Annotated in this window: 22 protein-coding genes; 4 read left to right on the top strand and 18 right to left on the bottom strand. The window is 59.1% G+C overall.

What is annotated here, in order from left to right; genetic code table 11:
* Positions 1-25: 25 nt before the first annotated feature.
* The gene (locus tag K5K89_RS10185; RefSeq protein ID WP_222541339.1) at positions 26-1,048 is read right to left on the bottom strand and encodes an amidohydrolase family protein; all 1,023 of its coding nucleotides are present in this window, start codon (positions 1,046-1,048) and stop codon (positions 26-28) included.
* A 139-nt stretch (positions 1,049-1,187) separates the two neighbouring features.
* On the opposite strand from K5K89_RS10185, the gene K5K89_RS10180 reads away from it, so the two are divergent.
* The gene (locus tag K5K89_RS10180; protein ID WP_071489575.1) at positions 1,188-1,604 is read left to right on the top strand and encodes an OsmC family protein; all 417 of its coding nucleotides are present in this window, start codon (positions 1,188-1,190) and stop codon (positions 1,602-1,604) included.
* A 64-nt stretch (positions 1,605-1,668) separates the two neighbouring features.
* A complete protein-coding gene (locus tag K5K89_RS10175; RefSeq protein WP_222541338.1) occupies positions 1,669-2,535 on the top strand; it encodes a pirin family protein in 867 nt (288 codons plus the stop codon).
* 97 nt (positions 2,536-2,632) lie between these two features.
* On the opposite strand, the gene K5K89_RS10170 is transcribed toward K5K89_RS10175, so the two are convergent.
* The 4 genes from K5K89_RS10170 to K5K89_RS10155 form a co-directional block, all read right to left on the bottom strand.
* A complete protein-coding gene (locus tag K5K89_RS10170; protein ID WP_222541337.1) occupies positions 2,633-3,361 on the bottom strand; it encodes a dienelactone hydrolase family protein in 729 nt (242 codons plus the stop codon).
* A gap of 66 nt (positions 3,362-3,427) precedes the next feature.
* On the bottom strand, positions 3,428-5,332 hold the full coding sequence (gene htpG, locus K5K89_RS10165) for a molecular chaperone HtpG (protein WP_222541336.1): 1,905 nt from the start codon (positions 5,330-5,332) through the stop codon (positions 3,428-3,430).
* 89 nt (positions 5,333-5,421) lie between these two features.
* Positions 5,422-5,874 carry a PaaI family thioesterase gene (locus K5K89_RS10160; RefSeq protein ID WP_222541335.1) on the bottom strand — a complete coding sequence of 151 codons (453 nt, stop codon included), beginning with the start codon at positions 5,872-5,874 and terminating at the stop codon, positions 5,422-5,424.
* Positions 5,871-6,347: a PaaI family thioesterase gene (locus K5K89_RS10155; RefSeq protein WP_222541334.1), complete on the bottom strand. Its 477-nt coding sequence runs from the start codon at positions 6,345-6,347 to the stop codon at positions 5,871-5,873. Before K5K89_RS10155 ends, K5K89_RS10160 begins: the two co-directional genes overlap by 4 nt.
* Before the next feature lie 156 nt (positions 6,348-6,503).
* Between K5K89_RS10155 and K5K89_RS10150 the strand changes: the two genes are divergently transcribed.
* Entirely contained in the window at positions 6,504-6,746 is a 243-nt protein-coding gene (locus K5K89_RS10150; protein ID WP_058427885.1) for a hypothetical protein, read from the top strand.
* A gap of 90 nt (positions 6,747-6,836) precedes the next feature.
* On the opposite strand, the gene K5K89_RS10145 is transcribed toward K5K89_RS10150, so the two are convergent.
* The 11 genes from K5K89_RS10145 to sdhC form a co-directional block, all read right to left on the bottom strand.
* Complete coding sequence (locus K5K89_RS10145; protein WP_071489580.1) at positions 6,837-7,574, bottom strand: DUF599 domain-containing protein; 738 nt, start codon at positions 7,572-7,574, stop codon at positions 6,837-6,839.
* A gap of 141 nt (positions 7,575-7,715) precedes the next feature.
* A complete protein-coding gene (gene brnQ / locus K5K89_RS10140) occupies positions 7,716-9,029 on the bottom strand; it encodes a branched-chain amino acid transport system II carrier protein (RefSeq protein WP_092247841.1) in 1,314 nt (437 codons plus the stop codon).
* Between the two features lie 417 nt (positions 9,030-9,446).
* Complete coding sequence (sucD, locus tag K5K89_RS10135) at positions 9,447-10,328, bottom strand: succinate--CoA ligase subunit alpha (protein ID WP_003172813.1); 882 nt, start codon at positions 10,326-10,328, stop codon at positions 9,447-9,449.
* The gene (gene sucC, locus K5K89_RS10130) at positions 10,328-11,494 is read right to left on the bottom strand and encodes an ADP-forming succinate--CoA ligase subunit beta (RefSeq protein WP_003190011.1); all 1,167 of its coding nucleotides are present in this window, start codon (positions 11,492-11,494) and stop codon (positions 10,328-10,330) included. Before sucC ends, sucD begins: the two co-directional genes overlap by 1 nt.
* A gap of 204 nt (positions 11,495-11,698) precedes the next feature.
* On the bottom strand, positions 11,699-13,135 hold the full coding sequence (gene lpdA / locus K5K89_RS10125; protein ID WP_071489582.1) for a dihydrolipoyl dehydrogenase: 1,437 nt from the start codon (positions 13,133-13,135) through the stop codon (positions 11,699-11,701).
* 99 nt (positions 13,136-13,234) lie between these two features.
* A complete protein-coding gene (gene odhB, locus K5K89_RS10120) occupies positions 13,235-14,455 on the bottom strand; it encodes a 2-oxoglutarate dehydrogenase complex dihydrolipoyllysine-residue succinyltransferase (protein ID WP_071489583.1) in 1,221 nt (406 codons plus the stop codon).
* A 44-nt stretch (positions 14,456-14,499) separates the two neighbouring features.
* Positions 14,500-17,331, bottom strand: coding sequence for a 2-oxoglutarate dehydrogenase E1 component (locus K5K89_RS10115; RefSeq protein ID WP_071489584.1), 2,832 nt, complete (start codon positions 17,329-17,331; stop codon positions 14,500-14,502).
* Between the two features lie 262 nt (positions 17,332-17,593).
* On the bottom strand, positions 17,594-18,298 hold the full coding sequence (locus K5K89_RS10110; protein WP_003172807.1) for a succinate dehydrogenase iron-sulfur subunit: 705 nt from the start codon (positions 18,296-18,298) through the stop codon (positions 17,594-17,596).
* 11 nt (positions 18,299-18,309) lie between these two features.
* Complete coding sequence (sdhA, locus tag K5K89_RS10105) at positions 18,310-20,082, bottom strand: succinate dehydrogenase flavoprotein subunit (protein ID WP_071489585.1); 1,773 nt, start codon at positions 20,080-20,082, stop codon at positions 18,310-18,312.
* Between the two features lie 3 nt (positions 20,083-20,085).
* Entirely contained in the window at positions 20,086-20,454 is a 369-nt protein-coding gene (gene sdhD, locus K5K89_RS10100; protein ID WP_003172805.1) for a succinate dehydrogenase, hydrophobic membrane anchor protein, read from the bottom strand.
* Positions 20,448-20,822, bottom strand: a complete 375-nt coding sequence (gene sdhC, locus K5K89_RS10095) for a succinate dehydrogenase, cytochrome b556 subunit (protein ID WP_003172804.1) — start codon at positions 20,820-20,822, stop codon at positions 20,448-20,450. The genes sdhD and sdhC overlap by 7 nt, the downstream gene beginning before the upstream one ends.
* A 365-nt stretch (positions 20,823-21,187) precedes the next feature.
* Here sdhC and gltA point away from each other — a divergent pair, with 365 nt between their 5' ends.
* Positions 21,188-22,477 (top strand): citrate synthase, encoded by a 1,290-nt coding sequence (gene gltA, locus K5K89_RS10090; RefSeq protein WP_222541333.1) that lies wholly within the window; start codon positions 21,188-21,190, stop codon positions 22,475-22,477.
* Between the two features lie 251 nt (positions 22,478-22,728).
* Here gltA and K5K89_RS10085 read toward each other — a convergent pair whose 3' ends face one another.
* The gene (locus K5K89_RS10085) at positions 22,729-24,387 is read right to left on the bottom strand and encodes a cation acetate symporter (RefSeq protein ID WP_071489586.1); all 1,659 of its coding nucleotides are present in this window, start codon (positions 24,385-24,387) and stop codon (positions 22,729-22,731) included.
* Positions 24,384-24,695, bottom strand: coding sequence for a DUF485 domain-containing protein (locus tag K5K89_RS10080; RefSeq protein ID WP_016972153.1), 312 nt, complete (start codon positions 24,693-24,695; stop codon positions 24,384-24,386). The genes K5K89_RS10085 and K5K89_RS10080 overlap by 4 nt, the downstream gene beginning before the upstream one ends.
* Positions 24,696-24,821 lie beyond the last annotated feature (126 nt).

Here is a 24,821-nt window from a genome sequence, read left to right as displayed (position 1 = left end):
ACCGACGCAAGAGCAAAACGCGATATCAATCAGCGGCGCCATCGCGAGTCGACTCAGGCAGGATCGCCAGGAAGTTATCGCGGGCCACTTTGCGGGCGACCCCTTCGGAGAGTGCATCGAGGAACGGGTCGAAGCTGCGCATTTGCTTACCCAACCTGTTGAAGCGCCCTACGACGTCCGAGCCGAGCATAAAGCGCTCGGGAAAGCGCTCCACCAGTTTTACCCACTCGGGGCGAGGCTGGCCTGCATCATCCAGCAAGTAGGGCGTGAGCACGCTCCAGGACAGATCGATGTAAAGGTTGGGGTACGCCTCCAGCATGCGGCTCAAGGTGGGCAGCAAAAAGTCCATCTGTACCTGGTGACGATGGATCTCCTTGCTGGTGCCAGCATGGGCCCAGATAAAACGGGTGTGCGGGTGGTTGCGCAGGGGTTCTTCGACCTCAGCCAGGTACAGCGGGTTGCGCTCGCGCTTGGAGGTGATGTTGGAGTGCAGCATCACGGGCAAGTCATTTTCCGCCGCCAGGTGATAGATGCGGGTCATGGCTTCGTTATTGGCCCGTGGTGTGTCGCCAGCAGTGATGGCCGTGAGGTCGTCATGTCGGGTAAAAACCTCGCCGATGCCCTGCCACAGCCCTGGATTGAGATCGAGCATACGTTGGATATGGGCGGCCGAGTTCTTGTCGTTGGGGTTGAAGCCGGACAGGAACGGATGAAAGTGCTGGCGCTGCCCAGGGGTCAGTTTGTTGACCGCTGCGGCCACGATCACATCGGTGGCGCTGTACCAATAGGCATCCGCGTCGTCGCCGGCGTAGTAGCGCGGTCGCTTGGGTTCGTCCTCGTGCCATTTCTTCGCAACGGGAATACCAGAAATCATCACGTGATCGATGCGATTGTCGGCCATCGCCTTGAGCAGCTTGTCCATGCCCGCCGTTTCCTGGAAGAAGTCCACGTAATGCAGGTGCGCATCGCTATAGGCATAGTCGCGGGCCTGCGCGGCCAGGCTGCCGGCGGCGAACAACAGGGCAAGAGTCAGGCGAGTCCAGGGCACGGTAACACCTCGATAGGGGCTGATACGGGTAGACCCTGAACGCCTTGCCGGGGTTCATCCGGCAAAAACAAGGAACACCGAAGTGCCAGCATGCTCTATAACTGCATGACCTTCATCCTGCCACCCTGTGAGGTTTGCCATGCCAGTTACCGTAAACACCCTGAACCAGGACAACTTTCGCCATAGCCTCAACATCGACAACCACGAGTTGTTCACCGACCTGCCCAAAAGGCTGGGCGGTGACGATTCGGCGCCCTCCCCCCATGACTACTTCGACGCTGCCCTGGCCTCGTGCAAAGCCCTGACCGTGAAGCTCTACGCCCAGAAAAAAGACATCCCGCTCACCGGCGTGACCGTGGAAGTCAGCCACGACGCCACCGAAGAACAAAAGGGCAAATACAGACTCAACGTCAAGCTCACGCTCAAGGGCGTACTCACTGACGAACAACGCGATGAGCTGCATCGCGTAGCGGATCGCTGCCCGGTGCACAAGCTGATGACTACCGCCGAGATCAGCATCGACACCAAGCTGTCGGAAGGCGCCTTCAGCCAATAGCGGCAACCTCCCGTCGAGCGGGTTATGCTCAGCAGCATCCAACCCGCTCAGACTGGGACGCACCATGACCACCCTCACCGTGATCCGCCCTCGCCCCGAAGATGTCGAAGGGCAACCGATCCTGCGCCCGGTGCCGTCGCGCGAATGCCGCAGCGTCGGGCCTTTTGTGTTTTTCGACCATATGCTGCTGACCCGCTATGCACCGGGCGATGGCATGAATATCCGCCAACACCCGCATATCGGGCTGTCCACCCTCACCTATCTGTTCGAAGGCGCGTTGCAGCACAAGGACAGCCTGGGCTCGGACCAGGTGGTGCAGGCCGGCGACGTCAGCTGGATGACCGCCGGCAGTGCCATCGCTCATGTCGAACGCACACCCGAAGCCCTCAGGGCCGAGGGTTTCAGCCTGCACGGGCTGCAAGTGTGGCTGGCCTCGCCCAAAGACCACGAGACCGGGCCGGGACATTACAGCCATCACCCGGCGGCGAGTCTGCCGGTGAGTGAGAACCTGGGCGTGCAGATACGCCTGATCGCAGGGGATGGGTTCTGTCTCAAGTCACCGGTGCCGGTGCTGTCGCCCACCTTGTATGCCGAGGTGCGGATGCAGACGGCTACGACCCTGCTGGTGCCTGAAGAGCATGAAGAACGTGCGGTGTATGTATTGGAGGGTGAAGCTCAGTTGGACGGCGTGGCGCTGGAAGTGCACAGCCTGGTGGTATTGCCCGCGGGGCAGGAGATGACACTGTTTGCCGAGAGCGATTGCCACCTTGTGGTGTTTGGTGGCGCGCCGCTGGATGGGCCACGGCGGATCAATTGGAATTTTGTCGCGAGTGATCCGGCGGTGATTGAACAGGCCAGGCAGCGCTGGGCAGCCGGGGATTGGCCGACGGTGCCGGGTGAGTCTGAAAGAATTGAGTTGCCATTGAGATAGCCATCGGGGGCAAGCCCCCTCCCACATTTGATCAGTGATTGCATCCAAGTGTGGGAGGGTTCTACACCCCGATTAGGCCCGGACAGGCGCTGAAAAATCAGCCCTTGAACACTTCATCCAGCAAGTTATGCATCGACTGGAACGCCCGTATGGCGGTCTTGGCGTCGTACATCATCTTGCCCGGCACATTGGCATGGGGGTCGGTGAAGGAATGCACCGCGCCGCCGTAGCTCAGCAGTTGCCAATCCACGCCGGCTGCGTTCATTTCATCTTCGAACGCCGGCAGTTGTTCCTTCGGCACCAGCGGGTCGCAAGCGCCGTGCAGCACCAGCACTGAGCCCTTGATGTTCTTTGCGTCCGCCGGGTTTGGCGTGTCGAGGGTGCCGTGGAACGAGATGGCCGCCTTGACCGGCGCACCGGTACGCGCCAGCTCCAGGGAGCAGCAACCACCGAAGCAGAAACCAAAGGTCGCCAGTTTCGACGTATCGACAACGGCCTCGGTCTGTCCCTGCAACTGCTCGAAGGCCGCCTGCATACGCTTGTTCAACAACGCACGGTCGTTCTTCAGCGGCATCATCGCTGCGCCGGCCTCATCGCCATTCGACGGGCGTACGGTCTGCCCGTACAGGTCGGCGATCAGTACCACGTAGCCCTTGCCGGCCACGCTTTTGGCGATCTCTTCGGCACCCGCACTCACCCCCATCCAGTTCGGCGCCATCAACAGCCCCGGCAGCGGGCCTTTATGACTGGCGTCGAACGCCAGGCGGCTTTCGTAGGACTGGCCATCAATCTGATAGACCACGGAACGTACAGTGACTTGGCTCATCATTTACTCCAGTTGAGGTGCGTTAGAACGAAAAAACCCGCCGAAGCGGGTTTTTCTACATCAGGGTCAAACCGACAGTTCAACCAACAGCTTGTTCAGGCGGCGCACATAGGCAGCCGGGTCTTTCAGGCTGTCGCCAGCGGCCAGGGCCGCCTGGTCGAAGAGGATGTGCGACAGGTCGCCAAAACGCTCTTCGCTCTGCTCGCCATCGAGTTTCTCGATCAGCGGATGAGCCGGGTTGAATTCGAAGATCGGCTTGGAATCCGGAACCTTCTGCCCGCTGGCTTCGAGGATCTGGCGCATTTGCATGCCCAGGTCCTGCTCGCCGATGGCCAGGATCGCCGGGGAATCGGTCAGGCGGTGCGACACGCGCACTTCGCTGACAGCATCGCCCAAGGATGCCTTGATGCGCTCGACCAGGCCCTCGTTGGACTTGGCGACTTCTTCGGCTTCTTTCTTCTCTTCCTCGGAGTCCAGATTACCCAGGTCCAGGTCACCACGGGCCACGTCGACAAAGGGCTTGCCGTCGAACTCGTTGAGGTAGCTCATCAGCCACTCATCGATACGGTCGGTCAGCAGCAGCACTTCGATGCCTTTCTTGCGGAAGACTTCCAGGTGCGGGCTGTTCTTGACCTGGGCGTAGGTTTCGCCAGTGAGGTAGTAGATCTTGTCCTGACCTTCCTTGGCGCGCGCCAGGTACTCGGCCAGGGACACAACCTGCTCGCCGTCGTCGTCCTGGGTAGAAGCAAAACGCAGCAGGCCGGCGATTTTTTCCTTGTTGGCAAAGTCTTCCGCCGGGCCTTCTTTCATGACTTGGCCGAAGTTTTTCCAGAAGCCCTTGTATTGCTCAGGCTCGTTCTTCGCCAGTTTTTCCAGCATGTCGAGCACGCGCTTGGTCAGCGCCGACTTCATCGAGTCGATGATCGGGTCTTTCTGCAGGATTTCCCGCGACACGTTCAGCGACAGGTCGTTGGAATCGACCACACCCTTGATGAAGCGCAGGTACAACGGCAGGAACGATTCCGCCTGGTCCATCACGAACACGCGCTGTACGTAGAGTTTCAGGCCTCTTGGCGCTTCACGCTGGTACAGGTCGAACGGAGCACGGGCCGGCACGTACAGCAGCGAGTTGTATTCCAGCTTGCCTTCGACCTTGTTGTGGCTCCAGCTCAGCGGGTTTTCGTAGTCGTGACCGATGTGCTTGTAGAACTCCTGGTATTCCTCGTCCTTGATCTCGGTACGCGGACGGGTCCACAGCGCGCTGGCACGGTTGACCACTTCCCATTCCTGGGCAGGGACCTCTTCGCCTTCAGCAGCCGCTTGTTCTTTCGGCAGTTCGATCGGCAGGGCGATGTGGTCGGAGTACTTCTTGACGATATTGCGCAGGCGCCAGCCATCGGCGAATTCGTTTTCACCGGACTTCAGGTGCAGCACGATACGGGTGCCGCGGTCAGCCTTGTCGACGGTGGCGATTTCGAACTCGCCCTCGCCTTTGGAGGACCAGTGCACGCCTTCGCTGGCGTCGAGGCCGGCACGGCGGCTGAATACTTCAACCTTGTCGGCAACGATGAAGGCCGAGTAGAAGCCCACGCCGAATTGGCCGATCAGGTGCGAATCTTTCTTCTGGTCGCCCGAGAGGTTCTTCATGAAATCGGCGGTGCCAGATTTGGCGATGGTGCCCAGGTGGGCCACCGCATCGTCACGGCTCATGCCGATACCGTTGTCTTCGATCGTGACGGTCTTGGCGTCCTTGTCGAAGCTCACACGAATTTTCAGTTCGGCGCCACCTTCCAGCAACTCAGGCTTGGACAGGGCTTCGAAACGTAATTTGTCGACAGCGTCAGAGGCGTTCGAGATCAATTCGCGAAGGAAGATTTCCTTGTTGGAATACAGCGAATGGATCATGAGGTGCAGCAGTTGCTTCACCTCGGTCTGGAAGCCCAGGGTTTCCTTTTGAGTTTCCACACTCATGGTCATCAAACTCCAATTGGATGGCAATGGCCGCGCCCTAGAGGGTTGGCGGCGGGTTGTCATCAAAGTTGGGGGCTAAGAGCAGGATTTCAAGGGCGACCTGGTTCCTCGATCTTGAAATGCGCGCGAGCCGTGGCAATGGGCTCGGCCGCGGTGCTCTGCCAGGCGGTGATCGCCACATTCGCCACCCGTCGGCCCTGGCGCCATACCTGGCATTTGGCGTAAGTGTCGCGAAATTGGCCGGCGCGCAGGTAATCCAGGGAAAAATCGATGATTTTCGGAATGCCCGGCGCGCCCGTGAACACCAGCAGGTGCAAGGCCGCCGACAGCTCCATGAAGCCCGCGATCACCCCGCCGTGCAGCGCCGGCAATATGGGGTTACCAATATTGCCCTTGTTGGCCGGCAGGCGAAACAGCAGCTCATCCCCCAGCCGGGTGCATTCGATGCCGATCAGCCTGGCGTAGGGGATCAGGTTGAGCAGCGCGGCGTAATCGCCGCGCCCGTGGGCCTGCTCCAGGCGGGTCTTGAATCGGTGCGTCATGCCTGCTCCCCCTTGATCGTGCTGCCCAGTCCTTGCGTGCCCTTGAGGCGCTTGCCCATGCGCATGAATGTACCAACCACATGGGCGATGGGTTGCTGCGGGTCATCCTGGTAGGCGAAGCCACGGGTGAAGATCACGTCGGTGGTCACCCTGTAGCATTGGGCGAAGCCGTACACCGGTTTGTGTGGGGTAGCGGGATGCGTGTAGTCGACGCGCAGGTCGAGGGTCGGACAAACCTCGAACTCCGGCAATACGCACAGGGTGGCCATGCCGCAGGCGGTGTCCATCAGGGAGGTCAGCGCGCCACCGTGAATCACCCCGGATTGGGGATCGCCGACCAGATGGGGCGCATACGGCATGATCAGCGTGATGCCCTCCTCGCTGGCCTGATGAGCGGTAATGCCCAGCACCTGACAGTGGCGCAAGGCCGATACAAAGCGCTTCGCACGCTCTAACAGGGGATTTTCGCTCATTCGTTCCAGACTCTTATTAGTGTTGATCCGCAGAATGGGCGGCAGGGCAAAAGTTCCTGTTAGTCAGCGATTTATATATCTACCGAATAAAAGGAACTAATGCCGAACCGCCATGCTCGAAAGGCCAGTAGATATCTTCAATAAGGAGAAACACCCATGCGCAAGACTTTAGCTATTTCCATGATGCTGGCCGCTGCCCTCGGTCTGGCTGCCTGCGACAAGAAATCCGAAGACAAAGCCCAAGACGCTGCAGCCCATTCTGAGCAAGCTCAGAAAGATATGGCCAAGGCTCAGGATAAAGTGAACGACGCTGCGAAAGAAAACGCCGAAGCTGCCAAAGCTCAGGCTGAATCGAACCAAGCCGCCGCAAAAGAAGCAGCACCTGCTACCGGTTCTTGAGACCGCGGCTTGTAACAGCTTCGCTGTAAAAAGGAAGCCCGCTTAGATAGCGGGCTTTACTTTGCCTGGTGTTTTTACTTGAAGGGTTGATCAAACTGCTTCTTTAACCGGTTCCGACGGCGGTGTATCCGTCTGGGTAAACACCATCACTTGCAGCACGTCGGAATGAAACTCCCGCCGATACAGCACCAACACCACCCCGGCGCTCATCAACATGAATAGCCAGGGGCTGACAAACCACGCCAGCATGGTCATGCCGAAGTAATAAGAGCGCAGGCCAAAGTTGAACTGGTTGGCCGCCATGGAGATGACTCGCGCCGCACGCAGAGCAAATGCCTTGCGCTCCTGCTCCGACACATCCCGCTCGCCGATCATCGGCGCCGAGCCGACCAGCACCGCCGCGAAGTTGTACTGACGCATGCACCAACTGAACGTAAAGAACGCATAGACGAACACCAGCGCCAGGCACAGCAGCTTGATCTCCGACATGCCTTGGGATGCTTGTTGCACCATCGGTATGTCCGCCAGCAACGACACCGCCCGCTCTGAAGCACCCAACACCGTGAGAATGCCGGCGAGGATGATCAACGTGCTGGAGGCGAAGAACGAAGCGTTGCGCTCCAGGTTGCCGATCACACTGGCGTCGGCGATGCGGTTGTCGCGCAGCAGCATACGGCGCATCCAGTCTTCGCGGTACAGGTGCAGCACGCTGGCGAGGCAGGCCGTGTCGCGGGCCTTCCAAATGGCGTACCGGGTATAGCCACCCCAGCAAAGGGCGAACCATAGGGCGGCAAGCAGGTGGATCTGATTGGTTTCGATGAACGACATGCGGGTCCTTTGCAGAATGAGGGCTGAAAAGTATTTGCGTCAGTTCGACGTTAGCGCACATAAAAAGACACTGCCGTTCACCCATAAAAAATGCCCCGTATCGATTGATACGGGGCATTTCAGTACAGCGAGAAACGTGGGTTATGCGATAGCTTCGCTGCGCTTGCCGAGCATGCGATCGACCCCGAACGCCACGACCAGTGTCATCACTGACGGCACCAACCACGCCAGGCCCTGCTCGCTCAATGGCAGGTTGGCCAATTGCGAAGGCATCCAGCCCGCCAGGCCAGCGCCCTTGAGCGCATCGATGCAGCCAAAGATGAACGACACCAGCATTACCGGGCCAACGATACGGCCCTGCTCCTGCCAGAAGTCTTTGCAGAAACTCAGCGCCACCAGCACGATGCACGGCGGATAGATCGCGGTCAGCACCGGGATCGAGAAGGCAATCAGCTTGGTCAGGCCCAGGTTCGAGACGAACAACGAGAACAGCGCCAGGATCACCACCAGGGTCTTGTAGGACAGCGGCAGGATCTTGCTGAAGTACTCGGCGCAGGCACAGGTCAGGCCTACCGCGGTCACCAGGCACGCCAGGGAGATCAGCACGGCCAGGAAGCCACTGCCCAGGGAGCCGAAGGTGTGTTGCACATAGGCGTGCAGCACCGCAGCACCGTTCGTGGCACCGGCAGCCACTGCATGGCTGCCCGAACCCAGGCGAAACAGGCTGAAGTACACCAGGGCCAGGCCCACGCCGGCAATCAAGCCCGCAATGATGGCGTAACGGGTGATCAGCTTGGGCGACTCGACGCCACGGGAGCGGATGGCATTGACGATCACGATGCCAAACACCAGGGCGCCCAGGGTATCCATGGTCAGGTAACCCTGGATAAAGCCTTGGGAAAACGGTGCGGCGACATATTCCGGGGTAGCGACGCCCACATCACCGGCCGGCAAGGCAAACGCGGCGATGCCGAGAATGGCCAGGGCGATGATCTTCAGCGGCGCCAGGAAACGCCCCACGGTGTCCAGCAGCCGACCTGGGTACAGGGAGACAAAGAACACCACGAGGAAGTACACCGAGCTATAGAGGAACAGCGCCAGCGGGCTTTCACCGGTCAACGGCGCCAGGCCCACTTCGAAGGACACGGTCGCGGTACGCGGGGTGGCGAACAGCGGCCCTACCGCCAGATACGCCGCCGCCGCGAGCAGGCCACCGGCGATCTTGCCGATCGGGCTGCTCAACGCGTCCATGCCACCACCGACCTTGGCCAGGGCGATCACGGTGACCACCGGCAAGCCGACTGCGGTGATCAGGAAGCCCAGCGCTGCCATCCAGACGTGAGGCCCCGACTGCAGTCCAACGATAGGCGGGAAGATGATATTGCCGGCGCCCACGAACAGGGCAAAAGTCATAAAGCCCAGCGCCAGGATGTCCTGGCTTTTCAACACTTTCATTTGAGGAAATACCACACTACTGAATCGGAATTTAGAGAGGGATTCCCTGTGGATGAGGGAAATGCTGCCAGCCCTTATGGCGGCCGACCGGTCTAGCGCGAGGCTTCCTTTTGGGATGCGCACGCATAAAGAGGCGGCTAGGTTACAGAAATTGGCTGACGAACGCACTGTTGCGGGGCGGACTGTCCGATAAGCGACATCTGCATGTCGCATTTTCATACCTAATTTGGCAATACAGGCAAATGTGGGAGGGGGCTTGCCCCCGATGGCGGCGTGTCAGTCACTGTATTTATTGACGGACCCACTGCAATCGGGGGCAAGCCCCCTCCCACATTTTGATCTTTATTAAACCCCGGAAAGCACAAAGGCCACCCGAAGGTGACCTTTGTGTGGTGAAGCGTCAGCTAAGCGCGAGGCTTACTTGACAGCCCAACCGGTCAGCTCGGCCAGGGCCTTGCCGATGTCTGCCAGCGAACGCACGGTTTTAACGCCCGCGTCTTGCAGCGCAGCGAATTTCTCGTCTGCAGTGCCTTTGCCGCCAGAGATGATTGCGCCAGCATGGCCCATGCGCTTGCCCGCAGGGGCAGTCACACCAGCGATGTAGGAAACAACCGGCTTGGTCACGTGTGCCTTGATGTAGGCAGCCGCTTCTTCTTCAGCCGAACCGCCGATCTCACCGATCATCACGATCGCTTCGGTCTTCGGGTCTTCCTGGAACAGCTTCAGGATGTCGATGAAGTTGGAGCCCGGGATCGGGTCACCGCCGATGCCGACGCAAGTCGACTGACCGAAACCGGCGTCAGTGGTCTGCTTCACAGCTTCGTAGGTCAGGGTGCCGGAACGGGAAACGATACCGACCTTGCCTGGCAAGTGAATGTGACCAGGCATGATGCCGATCTTGCATTCGCCTGGAGTGATCACGCCTGGGCAGTTAGGGCCGATCAGGACCACGCCCAGCTCGTCGCACTTAACTTTAGCGTCCAGCATGTCCAGGGTAGGAATGCCTTCGGTGATGCAGACGATCAGCTTGATGCCGCCGAATGCCGCTTCCAGGATGGAGTCCTTGCAGAAAGGAGCTGGAACGTAGATCACGCTGGCGGTGGCGCCAGTGGCCGCTACAGCGTCTTTCACGGTGTTGAACACTGGCAGGCCCAGGTGCTCGGTGCCGCCTTTGCCCGGAGTTACGCCGCCAACCATCTTGGTGCCGTATTCGATGGCTTGCTGGGTGTGGAAACTACCTTGCGAACCGGTAATACCCTGGCAGATAACTTTGGTGTCTTTATTGATCAGGACGCTCATTATTTGCCCTCCGCAGCTTTGACAACTTGTTGAGCAGCGTCGGTCAGGCTGGTAGCCGCGATGATGTTCAAACCGCTTTCTGCCAGTACTTTAGCGCCCAGTTCAGCGTTGTTACCTTCAAGGCGAACAACAACCGGGATTTTAACGCCGACTTCTTTCACTGCACCGATGATGCCTTCGGCAATCATGTCGCAACGAACGATGCCGCCGAAGATGTTGACCAGTACTGCTGCGACGTTGGAGTCGGACAGGATGATCTTGAAGGCTTCGGTCACGCGTTCTTTGGTAGCACCACCGCCCACGTCGAGGAAGTTGGCTGGTTTGCCGCCATGCAGGTTGACGATGTCCATGGTACCCATGGCCAGGCCAGCACCGTTGACCATGCAGCCGATGTTGCCTTCCAGGGCTACGTAGTTCAGTTCGAACTTGGCAGCGTGCGCTTCGCGCGGATCGTCTTGCGACGGATCGTGGAAAGTCTTCAGCTTAGGCTGACGGTACATGGCGTTGGCGTCGATGTTGATCTTGGCGTCCAGGCAGTGCAGATCGCCGTCAGCCTTGATCACCAGCGGGTTCACTTCCAGCAGGGCCAGATCGTGATCCTGGAACAGTTTGGCCAGACCCACGAAGATCTTGGCGAACTGGGCAACTTGCTTGCCTTCCAGGCCCAGCTGGAAAGCCAGCTCGCGCCCCTGGAATGGCTGAGCGCCAACCAGTGGGTCGATGGTGGCTTTCAGAATTTTTTCTGGGGTTTCGTGAGCGATCTTCTCGATGTCCACGCCACCTTCGGTGGAAGCCATGAACACGATGCGACGGCTCGAACGGTCAACGACAGCGCCCAGGTACAGCTCTTTAGCGATATCAGTGCACGATTCAACCAGGATCTTGGTGACTGGCTGGCCATTGGCATCAGTCTGGTAAGTCACCAGACGCTTGCCCAGCCACTGCTGTGCGAAGGCCTTGGCGTCTTCTTTGCTGCGAACCAGCTTAACGCCGCCCGCTTTACCGCGACCACCGGCGTGGACCTGGGCTTTGACAACCCACTCGCTGCCGCCGATTTTGTCGCAAGCTTCTGCTGCTGCTTCCGGGGTGTCTACTGCGTAGCCCTTGGAAACTGGCAGGCCGTATTCAGCGAACAGCTGCTTACCCTGATACTCGTGAAGATTCATGCTTTTTACCGTCTTCGTTAGGTACTGCGCATTCGGCGCTGCGCTCATTATGAGTGCCGCGCCACCTGTGACTGCTGCTTGCGCAACTTGCGGGGCTCAAGGCCCGTAAAGCTGCGCAAGGCTGCGTCCAGCGGATATTCCGCGGTGAGTCTTGCGCGCAAGGCTCACGACGGGCAACTCCGCCGTGGTTTCTTATTATCTCGCTTAGCGCTTCTTGCGGTTGGCGATGTGGATGGCGCCGCCATTCACTGCCAACGCTGCTTCGTGCAACGCTTCGGACAGGGTCGGATGGGAGAAGACCATCATGCCCAGGTCCTCGGCACTGGTGCCGAATTCCATACCGATCGCGCCTTGCTGAACCAGTTCTGCAGCGCTCGGGCCAATCACGTGGACGCCCAATACGCGGTCAGTCTTGGCATCAGCGATGACTTTGACAAAACCACCGGTGTCGTTGGCTGCCATGGCACGGCCAGAAGCGGCAAACGGGAAGGTGCCGACGTTAACTTCAACGCCTTCAGCTTTCAACTGCTGTTCGTTCTTGCCGACCCATGCAATTTCCGGGTGGGTGTAGATAACCGATGGGATCAGGTCGTAGTTCATCTGGGTTTTGTGACCCTTGATGCGCTCGACAACCATGATGCCCTCTTCGGAAGCCTTGTGCGCCAGCATCATGCCGCGAACCACGTCGCCGATGGCGTAGACGCCCGGCACGGTGGTCGCGCAGTGATCGTCAACGTGGATGAAACCACGCTCGTCGATGTTCACGCCACTGTCGGCAGCCAGCAGGTCGGTGGTCACTGGACGGCGACCCACGGCTACGATCAGCTTGTCGAAAGTGATGGTTTTTTCGCCATCCTTGTCGGTGTAGTTGACGACAACTTCTTCGCCGTTGACTTTCGAGCCGGTGACGCGAGCGCCCAGCTTGATGTCCAGACCTTGTTTGGTCAGGGTTTTCAGCGCTTCCTTGGAAACGGCGGTGTCGGCAGCCAGCAGGAACGTGTCCAGGGCTTCCAGCACGGTCACTTCAGCACCGAGGCGGGACCACACCGAACCCAGCTCCAGACCGATCACGCCGGCGCCGATCACGCCCAGGCGCTTAGGCACAGCCTGGAATTCCAGGGCGCCGGTCGAATCAACGATCACGTTGTTGTCGACTGGAGCAGGCGGAATGTCGATTGGACGCGAACCTGGAGCCAGGATCACGTTTTCGGCTTCGATGATTTCGGTCGAGCCGTCTGGCTTGGTGATTTCAACTTTCTTGCCAGCCAGCAGCTTGCCGTGGCCTTGCAGGGAAGTGACGCCGTTGGCCTTGAACAAGGTGGCAACGCCGGAAGTCAGGCCCTTGACGATGTTGGCTTTACGACCGACCATCGCCGGTACGTCCATGGTCACGCCAGCATGGTTGATGCCGTGGATCGCGAAGCCATCCTGGGCTTCGTGGAATTTCCAGGAGCTGTCCAGCAGCGCCTTGGAAGGAATGCAACCGACGTTCAGGCAAGTACCGCCCAGCGCCAGTTTGCCTTCCTTGTCGGTGTATTTTTCGATGCAAGCAGTCGAGAGGCCCAGTTGTGCGGCCTTGATCGCGGCAACGTAGCCGCCAGGACCTGCACCAATCACTACGACGTCAAATTTCTGTGTCATGAAAATAGATCCTCTATTTGCGACAAGCTTTTAGCCGCAAGCTGCAAGCCAAGCTGCTTTTTCGTACAGCTTGTAGCTCGCAACTTGCAGCTGCTTCAATCAGATATCCAGCAACAGACGAGCCGGGTCTTCCAGCAGGTTCTTGATGGTCACCAGGAAAGTCACGGCTTCTTTACCATCGATCAGGCGGTGATCGTACGACAGCGCCAGGTACATCATCGGGCGGATCACGACTTGGCCGTTGATGGCCATCGGACGCTGGATGATGTTGTGCATGCCCAGGATCGCGGCTTGCGGCGGGTTGACGATCGGGGTCGACATCATCGAACCGAAGGTACCACCGTTGGTGATGGTGAAGGTACCGCCGGTCATCTCGTCGATGGTCAGCTTGCCGTCACGGGCTTTCTTGCCGAAGGTGGCGATGCCGCCTTCGATTTCAGCCAGGCTCATCAGTTCGGCGTTACGCAGTACCGGAACCACCAGGCCACGGTCGCTGGACACGGCAACGCCGATGTCTGCGTAGCCATGGTAAACGATGTCGTTGCCGTCGATGGAAGCGTTGACTGCCGGGAAGCGTTTCAGCGCTTCGGTGGCCGCTTTCACGAAGAACGACATGAAGCCCAGGCGCACGCCGTTGTGGGACTTCTCGAACAGATCCTTGTACTTCGAGCGCAGCGCCATGACTTCGGTCATGTCGACTTCGTTGAAGGTGGTCAGCATCGCCATGTTCGACTGGGCTTCAACCAGACGCTTGGCCACGGTGGCACGTACGCGGGTCATCGGTACGCGCTTCTCGGTGCGGTCGCCGGCAGCGAACACAGGCGCAGCGGCAGCCGGGGCAGCAGCCTTGGCAGGTGCGGCAGCCGGAGCGTTTTTCTTGGCTTCAACAGCCGCAACCACGTCTTCCTTGGTCACACGGCCGTCTTTGCCGGTGCCTTTGACGGAAGCCAGGTTGATGCCGTTCTCTTCAGCCAGCTGACGAGCAGCCGGTGCAGCGATCGGGTCTTCAGCGCCAGCAGCCGGAGCGGCAGCAGGCGCAGCGGCGGCGGCCGGTGCAGCAGCAGGCGCAGCGGCAGCAGCACTGCCCTCTTCGATCGAGCCCAGCACCTGGTTCGACAGAACGGTAGCGCCTTCTTCGGCAACGATTGCGCCCAGCACGCCGTCAGCTTCGGCCAACACTTCCAGCACGACTTTGTCGGTCTCGATGTCGACGATCAGGTCGTCACGCTTTACAGCGTCGCCTGGTTTCTTGTGCCAGGTGGCAACGGTGCCATCGGCAACCGATTCCGGGAATGACGGGGCTTTGATTTCGATAGCCATTATCTGTGGGTCCTTAAAATTCGGTTTCAGTCAGCGCGAAGGCGTTAAACAGTGAAAGCATCTTGCAGCAGTTTTTCCTGCTGCTCGGCGTGCATCGACGCATAACCACACGCAGGTGCAGCGGAAGCATCACGGCCGGCATATTCCAGGCCCAGGGCCTTGTTGTGGTTGCCGATGCTGCGACGCAGGTGATGCTGGCTGCTGTACCAAGCGCCCTGGTTCATCGGTTCTTCCTGGCACCACACTACGTTAGTGAGGTTGGTGTAAGGCGCGATGGCCTCCATCAGGTCGTCTTCCGGGAACGGGTAAAGCTGCTCGATACGCACGATGGCGATGTCTTCGCGGCCTTCGGCACGACGTTTTTCCAGCAGGTCGTAGTAGACCTTGCCGCTGCACAGGACCAGGCGAGTCACCTTGGCCGCATCCAGCGCGTCGATTTCTGGAATAACGGTCTGGAACGAACCATCCGCCAGATCTTCCAGGGTCGAGATGGCCAATTTATGACGCAGCAGCGACTTCGGTGTCAGCACTACCAGCGGCTTGCGCAGCGGGCGGATCACCTGGCGACGCAGCAAGTGGTAGATCTGGGCCGGGGTTGTCGGCACGCACACCTGGATGTTGTGCTCGGCGCACAGCTGCAGGTAACGCTCCAGACGGGCCGAGGAATGCTCAGGACCCTGGCCTTCATAACCATGTGGCAACAGCATGGTCAGACCGCACAGGCGACCCCACTTGTGCTCGCCGCTGGTGATGAACTGGTCGATAACCACTTGGGCACCGTTGGCGAAGTCACCGAACTGGGCTTCCCAGATCACCAGCGCGTTCGGCGTGGTGGTCGAGTAACCGTATTCGAACGCCAGCACGGCTTCTTCGGACAGGAACGAGTCGTACAGGTCGAAACGTGGCTGGCCTTCGTACAGGTGCTTCAACGGAACGTAGGTACTGGCGTCTTTCTGGTTGTGCAGGACCGCGTGACGGTGCGAGAACGTACCACGGCCGATGTCCTGGCCGGTCATGCGGATCGGGTGACCTTCGAACGCCAGGGTCGCGTACGCCATGGTTTCGGCGTAACCCCAGTTGATCGGCAGGCCGCCGGCTTGCATCTTCTGACGGTCTTCGTAGATCTTCGCAACCTGGCGCTGCACCACGAAGCCTTCCGGGATTTCCAGCAGCTTGGCGGACAGTTCCTGCAAGGTCTTCAGGTCGAACGAGGTGTCGTGACGCGCCGTCCAGGCGTGGCCCAGGTATGGGCGCCAGTCGACGAACAGCTCTTTGTTCGGCTCTTTGACCAGGCTCTTCACTACATGCAGACCGTTGTCCAGCGCGTTGCGGTATTCGTCGACTTTCGCCTGAACACGCGCATCGTCAACCACACCGGCCTTGATCAGGCTCTCGGCATACAGCTCACGGGTAGTGCGCTGCTTGGTGATCTGCTGGTACATCAGCGGCTGGGTGCCGCTTGGTTCGTCGGCTTCGTTGTGACCGCGACGGCGGTAACAAACCAGGTCGATCACCACGTCACGCTTGAACTGCATGCGGTAGTCGACAGCCAGTTGGGTCACGAACAGCACGGCTTCCGGATCATCCCCATTCACATGGAGGATCGGCGCCTGAATCATCTTGGCAACATCGGTCGCGTACTCGGTGGAGCGCGCATCCAGCGGGTTGCTGATGGTGAAGCCAACCTGGTTGTTGATGACGATGTGAACGGTACCGCCGGTCTTGAAGCCGCGGGTCTGCGACATCTGGAAGGTTTCCAGGACCACGCCTTGACCGGCGAATGCCGCGTCACCGTGGATGGAAATCGGCAGGACCTTTTCACCCGTGGTGTCGTTGCGACGATCCTGGCGGGCACGCACCGACCCCTCGACCACTGGAGAAACGATTTCCAGGTGGGATGGGTTGAAGGCCATGGCCAGGTGAACTTCACCGCCGGTGGTCATCACGTTGGACGAGAAGCCTTGGTGGTATTTAACGTCACCGGAGCCCAGCTCGACCTTCTTCTTGCCTTCGAACTCGTCGAACAGCTCGCGCGGGTTCTTGCCGAAGGTGTTGACCAACACGTTCAGGCGACCACGGTGGGCCATGCCGATCACGATTTCCTTGGTGCCGTAGGAACCGGAACGCTGGATCAGCTCGTCGAGCATCGGGATCAGGCTTTCGCCGCCTTCCAGGCCGAAACGCTTGGTGCCCGGGTATTTGGTACCCAGGTATTTTTCCAGGCCTTCGGCAGCGGTGACGCGCTCGAGCAGGTGGCTGCGTACATCGGCGGACAGCACCGGACGGCCACGCACACCTTCCAGGCGATGCTGGAACCAGTGGCGTTGCTCGGAATCGGTGATGTGCGTGAACTCAGCGCCGATGGTGCGGCAATATGTCTGCTGCAACGCTTCGTGAATTTCGCGTAGGCTCGCTTCCTCTTTGCCGATGAACAGGTCGCCGGCACGGAAGGTCGTATCAAGATCGGCATTGGTCAAGCCGTAATGATTGATCGACAGGTCTGCAGGTGCAGGACGCTGCCAGAGCCCCAGCGGGTCAAGCTGGGCCGCCTGGTGGCCGCGCATCCGGTAGGCCTGGATCAGTCGCAATACTTCAACTTGCTTCTTCTCGTGCTCACTGCTCACGCTGCCGGCGGAAACCGGTTGGGCGCGGCGCTGGTTCTTTGCCAGCAGCACAAACTGATCGCGAATTGTTGCGTGCGATACATCGGTGGCAGCGTTGCCGTCTGAAGACAACGTCTGAAATTTGGTGCGCCATTCTTCTGGCACAGCGTTAGGGTCGTGCAGGTAGAGCTCATAAAGCTCTTCCACATAGGCAGCGTTACCACCTGAAAGATAGCCGCTGTTCCACATGCGCTGCATCACGCTTTCTTGCATGCTTGGTCACCCTCGATTTGGGGACACCACCGGCGAAAACACCGAGTTTGCTTGCAAAAGGCCAAGTGCAGCGACCAAAACAAGCCACTTAGGATCACGCTGATAGTTCGGGTACCAACCCGAATGCCCCTGCTTGTCTCATTTCTTCAAAATAAGAGCCGCGGCTTTGTAAGTCGCTGCTCAAGTTAAAACTACGGCGCCGGTTGAAGCCTGCGCCGTAGCATTTACGGGCACAACGGTCCTGCTTTTACTACAACGTCAGTTACACGCCGCTCTGCAGCAGCATGTTACGGATGTGACCAATGGCCTTAGTCGGGTTCAGGCCTTTGGGACATACGTTGACGCAGTTCATGATCCCGCGGCAGCGGAATACGCTGAACGGGTCATCCAGCGAAGCCAGACGCTCGGACGTCTTGGTGTCACGGCTGTCTGCCAGGAAGCGGTACGCTTGCAGCAGTGCAGCTGGGCCCAGGAACTTGTCCGGGTTCCACCAGAAGGACGGGCACGACGTCGAGCAGCAAGCGCACAGGATGCACTCGTACAGACCGTCGAGCTTCTCGCGCTCTTCCGGGGACTGCAGACGCTCGATGGCCGGAGCCGGCGTGTCGTTCTGCAGGAACGGCTTAACTTTCTCGTATTGCTTGTAGAAGATGCTCATATCGACGACCAGGTCACGGATAACCGGCAAACCTGGCAGAGGACGAACGATCAGCTTGTTGCCTTTGACCACAGCGGACAGCGGCGTGATGCACGCCAGGCCGTTTTTGCCGTTGATGTTCATGCCGTCGGAACCGCATACACCTTCACGGCAAGAGCGACGATAGGAGAAACCTTCGTCCTGCTCTTTGATCAGTGCCAGTACATCCAGCACCATCAGGTCTTTACCACCGGTATCGACCTGGAATTCCTGCATGAACGGCGCAGCGTCCTGATCAGGGTTGTAGCGATAAACACTGACTTTCAACATGGCAGCCACCCTTAGTAAGTCCGAATCTTCGGTTCAAACGTCGGAACCGTCTTCGGCGAGAAGTTCACGGCACGCTTGGTTACGCGCTTGTCACCCGGGAAGTACAGGGTATGGCACAACCAGTTTTCGTCGTCGCGATCTTCAAAGTCTTCACGGGCGTGGGCACCACGGGATTCCTTGCGAACCTCGGCAGCGATGGCAGTCGCTTCGGCCACTTCCAGCAGGTTCTGCAGTTCAAGGGCTTCGATACGAGCAGTGTTGAACGCCTGGCTCTTATCGTTGATCTTGACGTTGGCGATGCGCTTGCGCAGATCGGCCAGCTGGGCAATACCCTTCTGCATGTATTCGCCGGTACGGAATACACCGAAGTAGTTCTGCATGCAGTTTTGCAGCTCGCGACGCAGGGTTGCCACGTCTTCGCCATCGGTACGCTCGTTCAGAGCGTTCAGACGGGCCAGGGCAGCCTCGATGTTGGCGTCGGTCGCGTCATCGTATTCGATGCCGTCGGTCAGCGCTTTTTCCAGGTGCAGGCCGGCAGCACGGCCGAAGACCACCAGGTCGAGCAGCGAGTTGCCACCCAGGCGGTTGGCACCGTGCACCGATACGCACGCCACTTCGCCTACGGCGAACAGACCGTGGATGATCTCGTCCTCGCCCTCGGCATTCTGGGTGATCGCCTGGCCATGGATGTTGGTCGGCACGCCGCCCATCATATAGTGGCAAGTCGGGACAACCGGAACCGGAGCAACCACCGGGTCAACGTGAGCAAAGGTCTTGGACAGCTCGCAGATACCTGGCAGGCGGCTGTGCAGTACTTCTTCGCCCAGGTGATCGAGTTTCAGCAGTACGTGGTCGCCATTCGGGCCACAGCCGTTGCCGGCGATGATCTCTTTAACCATCGAACGGGCCACAACGTCACGACCAGCAAGGTCTTTCGCGTTCGGCGCATAACGCTCCATGAAACGCTCGCCGTGCTTGTTGATCAGGTAGCCACCTTCACCACGGCAACCTTCGGTCACCAGTACGCCAGCGCCGGCGATACCGGTCGGGTGGAACTGCCACATTTCGATGTCTTGTACCGGCACGCCCGCACGCAGTGCCATGCCGACGCCGTCACCGGTGTTGATCAGGGCATTGGTGGTGGACGCGTAGATACGACCTGCACCGCCGGTCGCCAGCACGGTAGCCTTGGCGCGGATGTAGGTGGTTTCACCGGTTTCGATGCAGATCGCGATCACACCGACGAACTCGCCTTGTGCGTTCTTGACCAGATCAACGGCATAGTACTCGTTCAGGAACGTGGTACCGGCCTTCAGGTTGCCCTGGTAAAGGGTGTGCAGCAGCGCGTGACCGGTACGGTCGGACGCGGCGCAGGTACGGGCAGCCTGCCCGCCTTTGCCGTAATCCTTCGACTGGCCGCCGAACGGACGCTGGTAGATACGGCCTTGCTCGGTACGGGAGAACGGCAGACCCATGTGGTCCAGCTCGAACACTGCAGCCGGGCCTTCCTGACACATGTATTCGATCGCGTCCTGGTCACCGATGTAGTCGGAACCCTTGACGGTATCGTACATGTGCCAGCGCCAGTCATCGTTCGGGTCGGCGGAGGCGATGGCGCAGGTGATGCCACCCTGGGCCGATACAGTGTGGGAACGGGTCGGGAACACCTTGGTGATCACGGCAGTCTTGTGACCGCCCTGGGCCAGCTGCAGCGCAGCGCGCATGCCAGCGCCGCCGCCACCAATAATGATGGCGTCGAATGAAATAGTTGGAATGTTAGCCATGAATCAGATACCCCAAAGAATCTGCACACCCCAGACGAAGTAAGCGAACATCGCGACGCCGCAGACTGCCTGGAAGAGGAAACGTACTGCAGTCGCGGACTTGCCCAGCGCCATCGGCGTCAGGTAGTCGGTCGCGATGGTCCACATGCCTACCCAGGCGTGTGCGCCCAGGGCAACAAGGGCCAGCAGACTGAAGATTCGCATCGCATTGTGGGAAAACAGGCCGTGCCATTGCTCATAGCCAATGCCCGGATTTGCGACGAGGTATCCGATCAGGAAAATGAAATAAGCCGCGAGAACGACCGCAGACACACGCTGTGCCATCCAGTCATAGAGGCCCGAACGCGACAGATTCGTAACGCTGGTTACCATATCCAAACTCCTGCCAGAACGATCAGCACCACGGAAATGGCGATGATGATTTTCGAGCCCAGGCGGCCGCCTTCCAGCGTCTCACCGATGCCCATGTCCATGATCAAGTGGCGCACACCGGCTACCAGGTGATACAGCAGAGCGGACAGGAGGCCCCATGCTACGAACTTGGCCAGCGGGCTGGTCAAGCATGCCTTCACCTCGGCGTATCCTTCCTCGGAACCCAGGGATTTGCTCAATGCATAAAGCATGATGCCCAAGCCCAGGAACAGGATGATGCCGGAAACACGGTGCAGGAACGACGTAACGCCGGTGATGGGGAGTTTGATGGTCCTTAGGTCTAGGTTTACAGGTCGTTGGCTATTCACGGCTTTTTTTCACACTGAAGAGCCCCTAACAATCAGGGCAAAGTTGTTGGGGAGTGCGACTGGTCAGGTAAGCACCACCCAGGGAGTGCGACCCCCAATGAAAGCAAGCCCAAAAGCCCTTGGCGGTCGGTGGCCGAGTATAGACAGTTAGGTTACTAATGACAACGCGCACTCCTCACCCTAATAGCGGATTGCGCTGGGGGAATAAAAGGCGTAAATGGCAGGCAATTTCGAGGAAAAAGTACGGTTAAAGCCTTCTGGTGCAAGACTTTAGGCAAATTGACATCTGGATTTATATCAATATAGTGGTGCGGGCCCTGCGTGGGGGGTCTGTCTGATGATTTGAAGCATAAATAGGAGGCCACATGGCTGACAAAAAAGCGCAGTTGATCATCGAGGGCGCAGCCCCCGTCGAGCTGCCCATTTTAACCGGCACCGTTGGTCCCGATGTTATCGACGTACGGGGCCTGACGGCCACGGGCCGTTTCACATTCGACCCAGGCTTCATGTCGACCGCCTCTTGCGAGTCGAAGATCACCTATATCGATGGCGATAATGGCATTTTGCTGCATCGCGGCTACCCGATCGAGCAACTGGCCGAGAAATCGGACTACCTGGAAACCTGCTACCTGCTGCTAAATGGCGAACTGCCAACAGCCGAGCAGAAAGCCCAGTTCGTCAGCACCGTGAAGAACCACACCATGGTCCACGAGCAGTTGAAGACCTTCTTCAACGGCTTCCGTCGCGACGCCCACCCGATGGCCGTCATGTGCGGTGTGGTCGGCGCCCTGTCGGCCTTCTATCACGACTCCCTCGACATCAATAACCCGCAGCATCGCGAAATCTCCGCGATCCGCCTGGTTGCCAAGATGCCGACCCTGGCCGCCATGGTCTACAAGTACTCCATGGGCCAACCCATGATGTATCCGCGCAACGACCTGACGTACGCGGAAAACTTCCTGCACATGATGTTCAACACGCCGTGCGAGATCAAACCGATCAGCCCGACGCTGGCCAAGGCCATGGACCGGATCTTCATCCTCCACGCCGACCACGAGCAGAACGCCTCTACCTCCACCGTACGCCTGGCCGGTTCTTCGGGTGCCAACCCGTTCGCCTGTATCGCCGCCGGTATCGCCGCACTGTGGGGCCCTGCCCACGGCGGTGCGAACGAAGCGGTATTGACCATGCTCGATGAAATCGGCGATGTGTCCAACATCGACAAGTTCATCGCCAAGGCCAAGGACAAGAACGATCCGTTCAAGCTGATGGGCTTCGGTCACCGGGTCTACAAGAACCGCGACCCGCGCGCCACCGTGATGAAGCAGACCTGCGACGAAGTGTTGAAGGAACTGGGCATCAAGAACGACCCGCAACTCGAACTGGCCATGCGCCTGGAAGAGATCGCCCTGACCGACCCGTACTTCATCGAACGCTCGCTGTACCCGAACGTCGACTTCTACTCGGGGATCATCCTCAAGGCGATCGGCATTCCAACCAGCATGTTCACCGTGATCTTCGCCCTGGCGCGGACCGTGGGCTGGATCTCCCACTGGAAAGAAATGCTCTCCAGCCCGTACAAGATTGGCCGTCCGCGCCAGCTGTACACCGGCTACGAGTCGCGTGACATCACCCAGCTGGAAAATCGCAAGTAAGCATCGCTGAGTTGCACCGAAGACGGCCTCCCCTAGCGGAGGCCGTTTTTGTTTGTGCCGACTGGGCGACCGCTATCGGGGGCAAGCCCCCTCCCACACTGGGCTTGGTTTACACATGTCTATTTGTGAATACAGTCAAATGTGGGAGGGGGCTCGCCCCCCAGATGACGCGGGTACCCATAACGCAGAACCCCAGGCAAAAAAAATGCCCCGGCCTTTCGACCGGGGCATTTCCTTTTCGGGCTGCAACCTTAGTGATTCACCGCCCCACTCGCCCCCAGGCCAGTCTGCGAACGCACAAACTGCGGGAAGTACAGCGCACGCTCTTTCTCTGCCGCCGCCGACTTGTCGGTGATGGAGAAGAACCAGATGCCGACGAACGCAATGATCATCGAGAACAGCGCCGGGTATTCGTAAGGGAAGATGGCTTTTTCATGGTGCAGGATCGAGACCCAGATGGTCGGGCCAAGGATCATCAGGCCAACCGCACTGACCAGGCCCAGCCAGCCGCCGATCATCGCGCCACGGGTGGTGAGGTTTTTCCAGTACATGGAAAGCAGCAACACCGGGAAGTTACAGCTGGCAGCAATGGAGAACGCCAGGCCGACCATGAACGCAATGTTCTGGCTTTCGAACAGGATACCCAGGCCGATCGCCAATACGCCCAACGCGATGGTGGTGATCTTCGAGACGCGAATCTCATCCTTGTCGTTGGCCTTGCCTTTCTTGATCACACTGGCGTACAGGTCATGGGACACCGCCGAAGCACCGGCCAGGGTCAGGCCTGCAACCACCGCAAGGATGGTGGCGAAGGCCACGGCCGAGATGAAGCCCAGGAAGATACTGCCGCCCACCGCGTTGGCCAGGTGCACCGCCGCCATGTTGTTGCCGCCAAGCAATGCACCAGCCGCATCCTTGAACGCCGGATTGGTGCTCACCAGCAGGATCGCGCCGAAACCGATGATGAAGGTCAGGATGTAGAAGTAGCCGATAAAGCCAGTTGCATACAGCACGCTCTTGCGCGCTTCCTTGGCGTCGCTCACGGTGAAGAAGCGCATCAGGATGTGCGGCAGGCCGGCGGTACCGAACATCAGTGCCAGGCCCAGGGAGAATGCCGAGATCGGGTCTTTCACCAGGCCGCCAGGGCTCATGATCGCTTCACCTTTAGGGTGAACCTTGATCGCCTCGGAGAACAACATATTGAAGTCGAAGTTGACGTGCTTCATCACCATCAGCGCCATGAACGAGGCACCGGACAGCAACAGCACCGCCTTGATGATCTGCACCCAGGTGGTCGCCAGCATGCCGCCGAACAGCACGTACATGCACATCAGGATCCCCACCAGGATCACCGCTACATGATAGTCCAAGCCGAACAGCAGCTGGATCAACTTGCCCGCGCCCACCATCTGCGCGATCAGGTAGAACGCCACCACCACCAGCGAGCCGCAGGCCGAGAGGCTGCGAATCTGGGTCTGGCCCAGGCGATAGGACGCCACGTCGGCAAAGGTGTACTTGCCCAGGTTACGCAGGCGCTCGGCGATCAGGAACAGAATGATCGGCCAGCCCACCAGGAAGCCGATCGAGTAGATCAGACCGTCATAGCCGGAGGTGTAGACCAGTGCGGAAATCCCCAGGAAGGACGCCGCCGACATGTAGTCGCCGGCAATGGCCAGGCCGTTCTGGAAACCGGTGATCTTGCCGCCGGCCGCATAGTAGTCGGCTGCTGATTTGTTGCGCTTGGAAGCCCAGTAGGTGATGCACAGGGTCGCACCGACAAACGCGATAAACATCACGATGGCCGATATGTTCAGGGGTTGCTTGTGCACTTCACCAGTCAATGCGTCTGCCGCCCAGACGGCCGGAGCAAAAAGCGAAGCGCCGAATATTGCCAGTAGACGACGGATCATTGCGCAGCCTCCTTGAGAATCGCATTGTTCAGGTCGTCAAACTCGCCATTGGCCCGGCGCACGTAGATGCCGGTCAGGATGAAGGCGGACACAATCAGCCCGACGCCCAGGGGAATGCCCCAGGTAATCGAGGAACCAGGGCTGAGCTTGGCCCCCAGCACTTGTGGCCCGTAGGCGATCAACAGGATGAAAGCGGAGTAAAGCCCTAGCATGATCGCCGAGAGAATCCAGGCGAACCTTTCCCTTTTTCTCACCAGCTCCTTGAAACGCGGGCTGTTTTGAATCGAGAGGTAAATGCTGTCGTTCATTGTTTTTATCCTCGCAGCACAGCTTTTTTATTATTGGAACGTATCCACTGTATGCGGCTGCCGTAGAGGTTCCAGACGACCTTAGTCTTAGATCGAGTGTAGCGAGGGTTTGCGGGGGCGCAGGGA

The organism is Pseudomonas sp. DR208 (assembly GCF_019823005.1).
Lineage (GTDB): Bacteria > Pseudomonadota > Gammaproteobacteria > Pseudomonadales > Pseudomonadaceae > Aquipseudomonas > Aquipseudomonas extremorientalis.
The sequence above is the reverse complement of the archived record's forward strand: the minus strand, read 5'-3'. Positions and strand labels throughout refer to the sequence as shown.